The sequence below is a fragment of the Lactobacillus sp. UMNPBX15 genome (genome assembly GCF_002553785.1).
Taxonomy (GTDB): Bacteria; Bacillota; Bacilli; order Lactobacillales; family Lactobacillaceae; genus Lactobacillus; species Lactobacillus crispatus.
The window spans coordinates 79409-93436 of the sequence record NZ_PCYV01000002.1; the positions used below are offsets into that span (position 1 = coordinate 79409).

Genomic DNA, 14028 nt, shown 5'->3' on the forward strand with positions numbered 1-14028 from the left:
CCAAATTGCTCACCTACTTTCCTTGTTCTTCCTGGAATTTAGCGATTGAACTATAAAGTTCGTTAGTCTTCATCAATTCATCGTGGGTTCCAATAGCTTGAATTTGACCATGATCCATGACGATAATCCGATCAGCATCCTTAATTGAAACAATTCTTTGTGAAATAATGATTTTAGTAGTTTCTGGCATATCTTTAGCCAAAGACGTTCTAATTTGTCGTTCAGTACTGGTATCAACAGCTGAGGTGGAGTCATCTAAGATCAAGATCTTCGGATTCTTAAGCAAGGCTCTGGCAATAGTAATTCTTTGCTTTTGCCCACCAGAAACGTTGTTACCGCCTTGTTCCACCATTGTGTCATAACCATCTGGCATTTCACGAATAAAACCATCAGCATGGGCGATTTTAGCAGCGGCAACAACTTGTTCATCGGTTGCATTTTCGTTACCCCACTTGAGGTTATCCTTAATCGTTCCTGTGAACAGCACATTCTTTTGTAAAACCATCGCAACGTTATCACGCAAGGTCTTCAAGTCATATGACTTAACGTTGTGTCCTGCAACCCGAACGGCACCAGAAGTAACATCATAAAGACGCGGAATCATTGAAACCAAGGTTGACTTCGATGAACCTGTTTCACCAATAATCCCGATTGTTTCACCTGGCCTAATGTGCAAATTGATATCTTTTAAAGCATCAGCCTTGTCCGCAGGTTCGTACTTAAAGCTAACGTGATCAAAGATAATTTCACCATTGGTCAAACGTTTCAATGGCTTCTTAGGATCTTCAATTGTTGGTTCTTCCGTAATCACTGAAGCAATACGACGACCACTGGCACCTGAGATAACCAATTGCGTAGTAATCATAGCTAAAATGTTTAAACTAAACAAAACTGAGTTTGAATAAGTAAACATTGAAATTAATTGACCAGTTTGTAAACTACCGCCAACCACTTCTTTTGCACCGAACCAGCAGATTGACAGCGTTGAAATATTCAAAACAGCTGCAACTACTAATGCGTTCAAAGACATAATCTTTTGTGCAGTCGCAAATAACTTGTAAATAAAACCTGATGACTTCTTGAATTCTTTAATCTGCGATTGTTCTTGGACGTAAGTCTTAACTTCACGAATACCACGTACGTTTTCACGCACAACTTGGTTCATTCGGTCATACCCTCTAAAAATCTTAGGAAAGTATGGATAAGCGGTTTTAATAATCAAACCCAAAGCAATTGCAAAAACCGGTCCTAAAACTGCAAAGATTAATGATAAACGCGGACTAATAATAATTGACATAATAATTGAAACGATGAACATCATTGGTGCTCTAACAGCAATTCTGATGATCATTTGATATGCCATTTGCACGTTGTTAACGTCAGTAGTCAAACGTGTAACTAAACTGGCACTTGAAAAGTGATCAATATTTTCAAAAGAATAGTCCTGCATATGGTAGAACATATCTTGGCGCAAGTTGGCTGCAAAGCCAGCGGCAGCATGCGCTGAAACATAACTAGCACCTGCACCCAAAGCTAGTGAAATAATGGTTAATACTAAGAGCAGTATTCCCATTTTGCTAATGTAGGACATATCCCCCTTCATAATTCCGTTGTCGATCAAAATACCGACCAAATATGGGATCAGCATTTCGATAATAACTTCACCGATAACGAAAGCTGGTGAGAGCAAAGACAATTTTTTATATTGCCTGATTGATTTGCTCAACGTTTTGATCATAGAGACCCACCTTTCTATTCATTTCTTTTAATCTCGCAAACAAAAAGATAAATGGATAATCTCCATTTATCTTTTTTTAACTATTAACGTTAAGTATGTGCTTATTTTTTCAAAAATTCAATTAACACGCTTGCAAAACAGGTAAATTATTTATGTTGTTGTGGCCTTGGTGCAAATGCGGAACCAATAATATTGTAGTGCTTTCTGAATAAATAACGTACACCATAAGCAACTACCGCAATAGCCACATCAATTGGTCCTGGCAAAACAGGGTTAATAGGACGTAATAATGGAGTTGCCAAAACGGTCAATACAACAAGCATAATTACCACAACAACTACTCCACCTAGAATCAGTTTAACCCATGAAGGTCGTTTTCCTGCCTGTGGTACCAGTAAGTCATTGTACTTGACCATTACTATACCCATTAAAATACCAATACTTGCTAAAGTTAACACGCCCCACTGTGCGTTGTAAGCTTGTTTGCCACTTTCAAATGAAGCCATTACCCCAAAGATGGCAAAAAACAGTGCTGAATAAAGCAAACTACCATCAACCATCAATTGCCAAGTTGGTGTAGCCACTGGCTTTTTCTTAGGATGAAGCATTTGTTCAGCCTTAATTGCTGGTGAAGCCAGGTAAAGCCCATTGGCTGGTTGCCCATGACGTTGGGCAATAATAATTTCACTGAGCAAGCCATTAGTCATCGCAACTGCATCAGCACGTGACATTGAACCTTGTTTTTGCAGTTCTTTTTCTAGACGAAAAACATAGTCACTGTTCTTGTTACTCAACTTTTCACGCAAAACTTTTGGATCTTCCTGCTTAATTTTTTCATCCTGAGTATCAAGCTCAGCTTGCTTCTTTAATTTAGCTTGTTTTTCAGTGTTAATTTTTGTTTGATCTTGTTCTCTCTTTGTCTCTTCAGCCATTCTTACTCCTAGACGTTAAATCTAAATTCAATAATGTCACCGTCTTGAACTTCGTAATCTTTACCTTCAAGACGCAGCTTACCAGCTTCTTTAACCTTTTGCATAGTTTCAAGCTTGTCTAAATCATCAAATGAAACAACTTCAGCTCGAATAAAACCACGCTCAAAGTCTGAGTGAATAACACCAGCAACTTGTGGAGCTTTCATCCCCTTGTGGAAAGTCCAGGCACGGGTTTCAGGACCACCGGCAGTAAAGAAAGTTCTAAGGCCTAAGATATGATATGCAGCACGAATCAAACGATCCAAGCCTGATTCTTCTACGCCTTCCATCTCAAGGAATTCTTTCTTTTCATCATCAGCCATACCAGCGATTTCTTCTTCAGTTGCAGCAGAAATACCTAAGCATTCTGCACCTTCGCTTTCGGCATGCTTCTTAACGATTTGGTAATACTTGTCGCTTTCTGGATCAGCCATTGAATCTTCAGCGATGTTAGCAACGTAGATAACTGGCTTGGAAGTTAACAAGAACAAGCCCTTAACAATCTTTTGTTCATCTTCATTAAAGTCAATTGAACGGGCAGCATTACCTTCTTCAAGTACTGGCTGCAATTTATTCAAAACAGCCATTTCAGCCTTGGCTTCCTTATCGCCTTGTTGAGCAACCTTTTTTACCTTATTGATTCTGCGGTTAACAGCATCGAGGTCCGCAATAGCAAGTTCCAAGTTAATAGTATTAATATCTTCTTCTGGATCAACCTTACCAGTAACTGAGGTAATATTGTCATCATCAAAGGCACGAACAACGTGAACGATGGCATCAGTTTGACGGATGTTTTCAAGGAACTTGTTACCAAGACCTTCACCTTTTGAAGCACCCTTAACCAATCCAGCAATATCGGTAAATTCAAAAGTTGTGTGCACAATCTTCTTAGCAGGAATCAATTCTTGAATTCTTGCCAAACGCTTGTCAGGAACTTCAACCATTCCGACATTTGGTTCAATGGTGGCAAATGGATAGTTAGCCATTTCGGCACCAGCCTTAGTAATCGCATTAAACAAAGTTGACTTACCAACGTTTGGTAAACCAACAATACCAGCAGTTAATGACATTTGTTGTCCTCTTTTTCTAAAATCAATTTTTTATTTTTACTTACTTGTCTATTTTATCCAAAATTTGGCCGAGCGATACGATCTTTTGGCACATATTGCTCTTTTTTTGCATTAACCGGATCATTCGCCTTAGTTAATAGCTTTTTTAGCTTCCGGTTAAACTCGCTGCGCGGCATCATGACTATGTGCCCACAACCCATACATTTTAATTTGATATCAGCACCCATGCGCAAAATTTCCCAGTCATTAGTTTGGCAAGCATGTGGTTTCTTCATTTGAACTGTATCAGCCAAATTATAAGTAATTTCTTTAGCCATCTAAATCAACACCTAACAAATCAAGAATCCGGTTCAATTCATCAGTTGAAGCAAAATCAATCGATAAATGACCCTTACCTTTTTGTGTTTCTGAAATATTGACGCTAGAGCCAAACTTATTAGCCAATTGGCTTTCGCTAGCCCGGATAAAGGCCGATTTCTTGACGGTCTTTTTGCTGCGAGGTTTTTTAGCGTTCAATTCACTGACTACCGCTTCAACCTTACGCACCGGCATCCCTTCCTTGACTACTCGCTTAGCCAGCGCATCAATCTTTTCCTTATCTTTCAAACTTAAAAGCGTTCTAGCTTGTCCCATCGACAGTTCACCATGTTGGAGTAAACGCTTAGTCTTGCTAGGTAAAGTGAGCAAACGCAAATAATTAGCAATATATGGTCGCGACTTACCCATCCGCTTCGAAACTTCTTCTTGCGTTAAGCCAAGATTCTTCTGCAGCATTTCATAAGCTTGCGCCTCTTCAAGTGGAGTTAAATCTTCACGCTGCAAGTTTTCTAGAACTGCCACTTCCATCATTTGGCTTTCGTTAAACTTGCGAATAATTGCTGGAATAGTCTTCTTCTTAGCCAATTTAGAAGCACGGAAACGACGCTCACCAGCAATGATCTCATATCCATTAACTGATTCGCGCACGATAATTGGCTGGAAAACACCATTTTCCTTAATAGAATCCGACAGTTCTTTTAATCTCTTATCATCAAATCTTTTTCTAGGCTGATAAGGATTCGGCCGAATATCGCCCAAATCGAGTTCTTGGACTTCTTCTGCCTCTTGAACTTGAGGCTCATCCTCAAATAAGGCTTCAAGACCACGACCTAGGCCGCCCTTTTTTCTTGGCTCTTTACTTCTTGAGTCTCTTGTCATGAGCTTTTAACACCTCTTTTGCTAAATCATCATATACCTTGGCACCACGAGATTTTGGTGCATATTCTGTAATTGGCTGACCATAACTTGGGGCCTCAGCTAATTTAGTAATTCGAGGAATGATGGTCTTATAAACTTTCTTGCTAAAGTAGGACTGCACTTCTTTAACCACTTCAGCACCCAAGTTAGTTCTGGCATCAAGCATTGTTAACAAAACGCCTTCTACGCCAAGATCTTTATTAAAATGCTTTTGGACTAAACGAATTGTGTTCAAAAGTTGGCTAAGTCCTTCCATAGCATAATATTCACTCTGAACTGGAATCAAAATTGAATCAGATGCAGTAAAAGCATTAATTGAAAGTTGCCCTAATGATGGCGGACAGTCAATAAAGACAAAATCATATTGATCGCTAATTGCATCTAAAGCTGACTTCAAGCGCGTTTCCCGAGCCATCATTGAAATTAGTTCCGTTTCAGCACCAGACAAGTTGATTGTGGCTGGAACCATATCTAGCTTTGGCGTTGAAGTATGGTGAATAGTATCTTGAATAGGAATTTCGTCAATCAAAACATTGTAAATGTCCTGGTCAATCTCTGATTTTTCAATTCCTAAACCAGAGGTAGCGTTACCTTGTGGATCAATATCCACAATTAAAACGCGATAACCACGGTCGGCAATTGAGGCTGCTAAATTGATGGTCGTAGTGGTTTTACCTACGCCACCTTTTTGGTTTGCAACCGAAATTACATTTACCATATTGTTCATCCTTCCCTATTACTTCCTTTTCAATTCAATTGTGATCTTATAATAATCCGGATCTTTATTTTCTGTTACTTTGACTTTAATTCCTGAATCTTCGGCTAACTTAACCGCCTTCTTAATGGTGTTAATTTGTACCTTTAAGTCTTTAGGAACTCGGCTAACGACCCGCTTAGCTTCTTTTTTAGCCTTAGGCTTAGGGTTAAAGTAAGCATCCACATCTTGCACAATCTCTTCAGTTTGTTTAACGTTTAAGCCTTTTGCTTCAATTTCTGTCAAAACGCGATCTTGATCTGCATTACTTAAGCCGATCATTGCACGACCATGACGAGCGGTAATTTTGCCAGCAATCAAAGCTTGCTGCACATTATCATCCAGCTTCAATAAGCGCAATTTGTTAGCCACATAAGATTGAGACTTACCCATATTTTTAGCCAAAGCAGTTTGAGTCAAATCATTCAATTCCATTAAATTAGTATAAGCTTTTGCCTCATCAATTGGATTTAAGTCTTCACGCTGTAAGTTCTCAATCAAAGCTAATGAAGCAGCTTGATCATCACTCATATTCTTGACGATCGCAGGAATAGTCTGCCAGCTCAAGCTTTTAGCTGCACGATAACGCCTTTCACCTGCAATAATCTCATATTGCTCGTCATCACCACCTTCACGAACTACGATAGGTTGGAGCAAGCCATCCTTATCAAGTGTTTCAGCTAATTCTTTAATTGAATCATCAGAAAATTCACGCCGTGGTTGATAGCGGTTAGGAACAATCTTGCTCAATTCAAGATCTTGAACCTGTTTATTCTTAGGAATTTCATCATCATGATGCATAAAAGAAAATAATGACATAATATACCCCTTTCTGTTTAATGAATCGGTTTGCGCCGCGGGGTGCCTGCTTGACGTGGATACTTTTTAGGTGTTGCTTTGACTTTTTGAACTAAGATTAGAGTTCGTTCTTCTTCGCTCTCAGGTAGAGTCAATTCTTCTTCCTTAATCAGCTTACCGCCCAGCAATTCAAGAGCTTTTTGACCATCATCCAATTCATCTTCGGCTTTTGGTCCCTTGAGGGCAATAAAGTAACCATCTTTTTTCACCAAAGGCAAGCAATATTCACTCAAAACACTCATCCGCGCAACCGCACGAGCAGTAACGAGATCGAACTTTTCTCGATAAAGCTTATTTTGACCAACGTCTTCAGCGCGGCCATGAACTAATTCGACGTCTTTCAAGTCTAACTTAGTAATTAAGTTCTTTAAAAAAGTCAATCGTTTTGCCAAAGAATCAACAATGGTAATCTTCAATTCTGGCTGCAAAATCTTGAGCGGAATTGATGGAAAACCAGCACCAGCACCAACATCACAAAGAGTAGCACCATCTTTAAAAACATCGCCAAAAGTAAACAGCGGCGTAATACTGTCATAAAAGTGCTTAAGGTAAACCTCATCTTCTTCGGTAATTCGTGTCAAATTGACATGCTCATTAACTTCGATCAAATAATTAAAATATATTTTAAATTGTTCAATTTGTTGGTCAGTTAATTTAAAATTGTGTTTTGATAGTTCTAAAATAAATTTTTCAGGATTCATTTTTCACCCGTGAAACCGTGTTTCACACCTCTAAATTTAACGCAAAATGCATTGATTAGTAAAGATATTTCATCTTATCAATTATGAAGTATTTTTACTCAATCGTCAAAGTTTTGCCGCCCGCAAAATAGGGTATAATAAGGCGCAAAGGAGTTAAAAATATGATTGTTACTTTAATTGTTTTAGCTTACTTAGCATATAAAACATATTTAGGCTATAAAACCGGCTTTACACGCTATATCATCGGTTTAATCTGTTCCGCCATTGTCTTTATGGTTGCCATTTTCATGCAAAATCCATTCGGTAATTGGCTATACACACAATACACTGGAGAAATGATTAAGACTAACTCCACTAACAACGTGGAATTAATGATTGCACGCTTTGTCGCTTTCTTTATTGTTTTCTTCGTGGGCAAAATGATCATGAAGATTGTCAAAAGCTGGATTCCTAACAAAAATCCACATGCGACTAACTTAGGCAGTATTCTCGACAATGTCTTGGGTGCTCTAGCCTCCCTAATTGCTAGTTATTTTGTTGTTTATGTAGTTTTGTCCATGTTCAATGCACTACAAAATCCATGGTTTATGCAGCAAACAATTGATTCTAGTTTTTTGAGGTTTATCATTTACAACACACCGGGGCTTTCAAACGGTGTCTTCAATAATATCTTTAATATTGGCAAAACTGTGGGATAAAATATATCAAAAAAGATCTGCTTGTATCATACTGAGCAGATCTTTCTTGATATGTTTTAACTAAATTAATACTACATTTATGAACCAACATTCGATATACTTATTAGCGCAGGAAGTTTTATGAACGGCGGCTGTTTTTCCCCGGAGGTGAGGCCTATGGGCTACATTGATGAAAGGGTTCCAGCCATGTCGGTTTACGAGAGTATCTCCTTGATGCTTTTGTTCGGTACATTTTTGTTGGCTTTGCTGACATATATTGACCACCACAAAAAAATAAAAAACGCTGCTCAAACATACTTTGACCAGTTATTGAGTAGCGTTTAACGTAAAATTTAACATTTGAAGCCGCCGCTCTTAAAGCGGGCTGCTTGGAGTCCCTAGGACTCCTTTTTCTTTAGTTATTATAGCATATTTCACTAATCACCGAAATTATCATATTCAATATGTTCATCATTATAAACAAAGATTGCACCAATTCGATCAGGGTTATCATGCCAACCCTTTAGTGGCTTGCCAGCAAAGAATAATCGTTTGCATTCAATTTCTGCTTCAACCGATGTTTTGGTAAAAGTAGTCACACCAGCTAAATCAGTATTTACAGGATACCCGGTTCTAGGATCAATCAAATGGTGATACTTTTTACCGTTAACTACTAAGTATCGCTCATATGTCCCACTAGTAACGGCTGAGCATTCAGGCACCATAACTGACGTAATATTGTCGCCTCGCGGCTGTTTAGGATCTTGCACACCAATTGACCACTGGCCACTAATTCTTTTAGGCGAATCACCAACTAACAAGATATTACCGCCCAGATTAATAATTCCTGCTTCAACGCCATATGCACGCCACAAGTCACGAATTCGGTCGGCAATCCAACCCTTAGCAATTCCACCTAGGTCCAGCTCCATGCCCTTCATTTTAAGAAAAACAGATTGGTCACTGTCATTTAAAACCACCTTAAATGGGTCAGTTAACAGCATTCTATCTTTAATTTCTTCATCTTTAGGAACATGTGCGCCTTTAAAACCGATATGCCAAAGCTTAACAACTGGTCCAATCAGAGCATTAAAGCCAAAATTCTCACGGCTCTTTTCTACTGCCAATTTAACCAAACCATACACAGCACTAGAGACCTGTACTGGATGTTCTCCAGCAGCATGATTGATATCCATTACTTCAGATTCATCTCGATTAACGGTAAAAATATCTTCGTAATGATCAATTAAATCAAATGATTTTTGTAATAGATCACGATTTTGAGTACCAAAAATCTGCAATGTAATTGAAGTTCCTAAAGCATGATGATCACCAACCACCTGCTCTAATGCTAAATCTTTAATCATAATTATTTCTCTTCCAAATATAAATCACGCAACGCTTCACGTAGTTCTGTCGTTACGCCAATTTTTTCTTGTAAAAAGTTATCGAAACTACCAAAATTCTGCTCAATAGCGATTAATGAAGTATCCAAAAAAGCATCAGAAACTGAACCTAAAATTCGCATATTAGCGCGAAAACAAAGATTCTCGCCCTCTTCTTGCATTTTTTTATCTCTTTTGGCCCGATAGTTATTAAGCATATAATTTGAGTACAAATAGTCCTGTCTAATTGTTTCCATATCTACGCCAAGCAGATATAACAAGACTACAGTTACCAATCCAGTTCTGTCTTTTCCTTCTGAACAATGATAAAGTACAGCACCTTTTTCAGTATTGGCCAACAGCTCTAAAATTTTATGCAAGCTATGTTGAGCGTGTTCTTTCAATACATGTGACTTGTAACGCTCACACATCATTCTAAAGCCAGCATACTGATCTTGACGATAAGTTGCGAATACTTGGGTTAAGTCTTTCTTACCGCCTTTGGTGTTGTCATCAACAGAAATTGGAATACAGAAATGCTCTACGCCAGGGATTTTGCTGTCTGGACAATGGTCACATTCAGTTGGTGAACGCAAATCAATAATCTTAGTCAAGCCATAATTGAGCAAAAACTCTTGATCATGTCTCGTTATGTTGCTAATCTTGCCCGTTCTTAATAACCGATGCATCTTGACCTTACGTCCCTGATAGCCAACATATCCCCCTAAATCACGCGGATTACAAACTTTTTCTAATGGCAAAATATTTGGTTTCATTAATTTCATCTCTTTATTAAGTATTTTGATAAAAAAGCCGGATAGTGTCCCTATCCGGTAATTTTACTATCACGAGGCAAGTCACGCAAAATTATTTGTTAGCTTGTTCAACAAATTTAATAAAGTTAGCCATCATAGCATCTAGTTGCTTAATGTAATCTTCATTGGTCAAATCGCCAGTTTCTTTATCAAAATTGCTTGCAGCACCGCCAATTAAGATTTCATTGCCTGGCAAAACATTGGCACTCATGTCTGGTGAAAGCAAGATTTCACGAGCATCTTCTTGCGCACGACTAGATCCTTGAATACCGTATGAAGTACCAACAACTGCAGCCGGCTTCATCTTCATCACATTAGGACCAGCATGTGAACCTAACCATTCAAGCGCACTCTTTAAGGCAGCTGGAATTGAGTGATCATATTCTGGTGTAGCCAAAATTACACCATCCGCATTCTTAACATCCTCGATCCACTTCTTAGTAACATCATCTGGCTCATCAGTTCTACAGAAAGGCTTAAGTTGATCGATTTCTTTAACTTCAATATCAGCTTGCTCACCATAACGCTTAGCAATAAATTTTGCTAAAAAACGATTGAAAGAAAATGGAGCGTTTGTACCAACAATTGCTAAAATTTTCATTTAAATAAGCCCCCTATTTAGTAAGTTGTGCATACCAATCATCAACTTCATCAAAGAAGTGATTCAAAAACTTAAGTGTACCTGCATCGGTCAAGTCGCCTTTATCATCAAATTGTTTTGGTGCCAAACCCATCATAAATTCGTCACCAGCAAAGACATGAGCACTAAAACCAGGTGCGCCCAAAATGCTCTTCAAGCGAGTTTGCGAACGAGACGCACCTTGAGGCATTGGTGAAGTTGACACAATAACTACTGGCTTATCATGGAATGGGTGAACAGAACTAGAAAGCCATTCAAGTGCACTCTTTAAGGCACTTGAAACTGAGTGTTGCTGTTCTGGTGAAGCGATCAAAACCATATCTGCATCAGCAATTTTTTTACCTAAAGCTAATACGCTAGCAGGAGCATCAACGCCTTCTTTATACATAGGTAAGCCCTTAACAGTCGCAAAGTCAAAATCATACTTATCGCCTAAGTCCTTAATAATGGCTTTAAGTAATTTTTCGTTAAATGAGTTATCGGCATTGGAGCCCGATAAAGCTAATACCTTCATAAAAATCACCTTTCAAAAATCTTCTTAGTTATCATTATAGACTAATGTAGCTTAATTTATGTCATTTTAATTTTAATAACAACAAGAAAAAACGCCTTCGATAATGAAGGCACCCTCTACTGAATGAAAAGCACAAATGATTGGTGAAATTTCTATGCCAAGTTATCCTTAAGCGAAGCTTCTTCGTCGGCAGCAAACATTGGGTTTTCTTGAGTTTCGCTGAGACGATTGTTAAGCATAGCATCGTGGATTTGAGCATTCAACACATTGACGATTTGAGTTTGGCTGAAGCTTGCAATCTCATTAACAACCAATGCAGCCATACCTGTAGTAGAAATCCAGTTAGCAATTACGATGTCATGAATCTTTTGATCATCGTAATCAACATCAGGATATTGTTCCTTGAACTTTTCAGTTCCAAGTTCCATCAAAGTGTCAGCGATGATCTTGCTACCAAACTTGCCATCAACGAACATTGCTCTAAACAAGTTAACATGAGCTTGAGCAAAATCAATGTATGACAAATCCAAGTCAATCAAAGGTTCACCAACGTACTTTTGTTGTAAAGTATGAGTTCTCAAGTCATTAGAGATTCTTCTCAAAACTTGATTGCGAAGATCATCCATGTTGTTAAATTCTAGATACAAAGGTTGGGTTGAGAAGTGTCCTGCTTTAGCAATGCCACGAGCAGTCAAACCTTCAATACCATCCTTGATTGCCATCTTGTAGGCTGTATCTAAAATCTTGTCTTTACTAATTTCTTTTTTTCTTGCCATTTTAATGCACCTCAATCATTGTATAAAACATGTGCTTTTCAATACACTTGTTTTCTTTTCTTCATCACTATAATATATCCAAAAAAATAACAATTGCAAGTCTTATACACTAACTTATTAAAAAATATTATAATCGCTTAAATAGCGATGAGCCGTTGTCTCCTGTAAATTGATCATAATGTGAAGAAGCCATTTCAATAACTGCTTGCTTGTCCAATCCTTGTGCAGCACAAAACGAAAAGAATGCAGCAGATAAAATATAGCCGCGTTCACGATCATCTGTCAGGTTATCTGAGAACTTCATATTAATCGAATGATTTGCATAATCCGTTGTCAATTCAATCGATTTATTTTCTGGTTTACTACTCATTCTATTGCAACCTCTTTTTGTTCTAAAACAAATAAAATTAAAAATTTAAAAATTTCTATTATAATTATATTACAAAATCAAAAGAATTAGAAAGCGTGTTTTTATCAATGAAAGTTTCAGCTTGGCGCTCATCATGCACCTCAATTTTAATCGGGAAAAAGGCCTCTCTTTCTGGCAGTATCATCATCGGTCGTAATGAAGATGCTAAGACTGCTTGGCCTAAGCATTTAGCCTTTAATCCACATCGAGATAATGTACAGAAAAACCATTTTAAATCCAAAGACAATAAGTTTGAAATGGATTTACCAACAGCTAGCTACTCTTATTCTTCAACCCCAGAATGGACAGATAAGTACGGAGTATTCGAAGAAGACGGAATTAATGAATATCATGTAGCAATGAGCGCCACCGAAAGTGCCTACGCAAATGACCGCGTTTTAGCTGTTGACCCCTTTGATACTGACAAAGGAATCTTAGAAGAGGCAATGGTCACCGTAGTTTTACCTTATGTTAAATCCGCACGTGAAGGCGTTCAGCGCTTAGGAGAAATTGTAGAAAAATATGGTGCAGCAGAAGCTGACGGAATTCTCTTTGGCGATCGTGATGAAGCCTGGTACATGGAAATCGGTTCTGGCCATCATTGGGTTGCACAACGAATCCCAGATGATTCCTACGCTGTTGTCGCCAATCAACTAGCTATTCAAGAAATTGATTTTGCCAGTGACGACTTCATGTATTCTCAAGACCTGCAAAAATTTGTCTACGACAATAAACTCTGGCCTAAAAATCAGCCATTCATTTGGCGTGATATTTTTGGCACTCATGACGATAGTGACTTACACTACAACACACCACGAGTATGGAGCGGTCAACGTCTGCTTACTCCATCTGTAGCACAAGAACCCGAAAGCTTTAACCTGCCATTTATTCGCAAGCCTGATGCACCAATTTCTGCGCAAGACGCTCAACGCGTTTTAAGCGATCACTACAACAACACCGCCTATGATTTAACCAATCAGAAAAACAGAAATAATGCCACTTTCAGACCTATCTCTGTGGCTACTACTCAGGAATCACACTTGCTTGAGTTAAACGGTGAAAACATGATTCACTGGCTAGCTATGGGTGTGGCTGCGCAAAGTGTTTATGTGCCATTCTATCCTCAAGGCACTAAGGTACCAAATACCTGGAAAAATGGAAAAGAAACCTACTCACCAAATTCAGCTTACTGGGTCTTTAAACTGGCTAGCGTCCTGGTTGATCGTAATTGGGGTAAGTACGGCACCGCTTTAAGCAATACGCAAAGTACTACTAACGAAAAATTGCTTCAAATTAGACAGCAATATGATCAAAAATTAGCACAAGAAAAGGATCAAGAACAACAAATTAAATTAGTGGATGAAGCCAATGCCAAATTAGCTAAAACTGCTACTGATGCTTATAAAGAATTGATCGCTAAACTAATCACCGAACAAACTGGTGACTCACCGCTGCGTTTCCAAATGGATCCTAACTTGTAAACA

General features: G+C 38.4%; 17 protein-coding genes. 3 read left to right on the forward strand and 14 right to left on the reverse strand.

The features are described from left to right. Positions 1 to 13: 13 nt before the first annotated feature. From CP366_RS01265 to rsmG, 8 genes are all read right to left on the reverse strand, one after another. Positions 14 to 1738, reverse strand: a complete 1725-nt coding sequence (locus CP366_RS01265; RefSeq protein ID WP_089147716.1) for an ABC transporter ATP-binding protein — start codon at positions 1736 to 1738, stop codon at positions 14 to 16. 146 nt (positions 1739 to 1884) lie between these two features. Then, positions 1885 to 2670, reverse strand: coding sequence for a DUF1129 family protein (locus CP366_RS01270; RefSeq protein WP_065990749.1), 786 nt, complete (start codon positions 2668 to 2670; stop codon positions 1885 to 1887). 8 nt (positions 2671 to 2678) lie between these two features. Further along, the gene (ychF, locus tag CP366_RS01275) at positions 2679 to 3779 is read right to left on the reverse strand and encodes a redox-regulated ATPase YchF (protein WP_005720971.1); all 1101 of its coding nucleotides are present in this window, start codon (positions 3777 to 3779) and stop codon (positions 2679 to 2681) included. 53 nt (positions 3780 to 3832) lie between these two features. After that, positions 3833 to 4096 (reverse strand): DUF951 domain-containing protein, encoded by a 264-nt coding sequence (locus CP366_RS01280; protein ID WP_065990751.1) that lies wholly within the window; start codon positions 4094 to 4096, stop codon positions 3833 to 3835. Beyond that, positions 4089 to 4976: a ParB/RepB/Spo0J family partition protein gene (locus CP366_RS01285; RefSeq protein WP_089147717.1), complete on the reverse strand. Its 888-nt coding sequence runs from the start codon at positions 4974 to 4976 to the stop codon at positions 4089 to 4091. Before CP366_RS01285 ends, CP366_RS01280 begins: the two co-directional genes overlap by 8 nt. Further along, on the reverse strand, positions 4954 to 5733 hold the full coding sequence (locus CP366_RS01290) for a ParA family protein (RefSeq protein ID WP_005721788.1): 780 nt from the start codon (positions 5731 to 5733) through the stop codon (positions 4954 to 4956). The genes CP366_RS01285 and CP366_RS01290 overlap by 23 nt, the downstream gene beginning before the upstream one ends. A gap of 18 nt (positions 5734 to 5751) precedes the next feature. Then, positions 5752 to 6588: a nucleoid occlusion protein gene (noc, locus tag CP366_RS01295; protein WP_089147718.1), complete on the reverse strand. Its 837-nt coding sequence runs from the start codon at positions 6586 to 6588 to the stop codon at positions 5752 to 5754. 17 nt (positions 6589 to 6605) lie between these two features. Further along, a complete protein-coding gene (rsmG, locus tag CP366_RS01300; protein ID WP_005720965.1) occupies positions 6606 to 7328 on the reverse strand; it encodes a 16S rRNA (guanine(527)-N(7))-methyltransferase RsmG in 723 nt (240 codons plus the stop codon). Between the two features lie 161 nt (positions 7329 to 7489). Here rsmG and CP366_RS01305 point away from each other — a divergent pair, with 161 nt between their 5' ends. After that, positions 7490 to 8026 carry a CvpA family protein gene (locus CP366_RS01305; RefSeq protein WP_005720964.1) on the forward strand — a complete coding sequence of 179 codons (537 nt, stop codon included), beginning with the start codon at positions 7490 to 7492 and terminating at the stop codon, positions 8024 to 8026. A gap of 156 nt (positions 8027 to 8182) precedes the next feature. Then, the gene (locus CP366_RS10625; RefSeq protein WP_158182144.1) at positions 8183 to 8350 is read left to right on the forward strand and encodes a putative holin-like toxin; all 168 of its coding nucleotides are present in this window, start codon (positions 8183 to 8185) and stop codon (positions 8348 to 8350) included. 92 nt (positions 8351 to 8442) lie between these two features. Here CP366_RS10625 and CP366_RS01315 read toward each other — a convergent pair whose 3' ends face one another. The 6 genes from CP366_RS01315 to CP366_RS01340 all read right to left on the reverse strand — a co-directional run bounded on the left by CP366_RS01315 (position 8443) and on the right by CP366_RS01340 (position 12505). Next, positions 8443 to 9372 (reverse strand): FAD:protein FMN transferase, encoded by a 930-nt coding sequence (locus CP366_RS01315; protein ID WP_089147719.1) that lies wholly within the window; start codon positions 9370 to 9372, stop codon positions 8443 to 8445. Between the two features lie 2 nt (positions 9373 to 9374). Beyond that, entirely contained in the window at positions 9375 to 10166 is a 792-nt protein-coding gene (locus tag CP366_RS01320; RefSeq protein WP_005721790.1) for a tyrosine-protein phosphatase, read from the reverse strand. A 91-nt stretch (positions 10167 to 10257) separates the two neighbouring features. Beyond that, positions 10258 to 10806, reverse strand: a complete 549-nt coding sequence (locus tag CP366_RS01325) for an NADPH-dependent FMN reductase (protein WP_005720960.1) — start codon at positions 10804 to 10806, stop codon at positions 10258 to 10260. Between the two features lie 13 nt (positions 10807 to 10819). Then, the gene (locus tag CP366_RS01330) at positions 10820 to 11359 is read right to left on the reverse strand and encodes an NADPH-dependent FMN reductase (protein WP_023488165.1); all 540 of its coding nucleotides are present in this window, start codon (positions 11357 to 11359) and stop codon (positions 10820 to 10822) included. A 152-nt stretch (positions 11360 to 11511) separates the two neighbouring features. Next, positions 11512 to 12135 carry a TetR/AcrR family transcriptional regulator gene (locus tag CP366_RS01335; protein WP_065990758.1) on the reverse strand — a complete coding sequence of 208 codons (624 nt, stop codon included), beginning with the start codon at positions 12133 to 12135 and terminating at the stop codon, positions 11512 to 11514. A 127-nt stretch (positions 12136 to 12262) separates the two neighbouring features. Next, positions 12263 to 12505, reverse strand: coding sequence for a hypothetical protein (locus CP366_RS01340; RefSeq protein ID WP_005721791.1), 243 nt, complete (start codon positions 12503 to 12505; stop codon positions 12263 to 12265). Positions 12506 to 12612: 107 nt separating this feature from the next. On the opposite strand from CP366_RS01340, the gene CP366_RS01345 reads away from it, so the two are divergent. Then, positions 12613 to 14025 (forward strand): C69 family dipeptidase, encoded by a 1413-nt coding sequence (locus tag CP366_RS01345; RefSeq protein WP_005720112.1) that lies wholly within the window; start codon positions 12613 to 12615, stop codon positions 14023 to 14025. Positions 14026 to 14028: the final 3 nt, after the last annotated feature.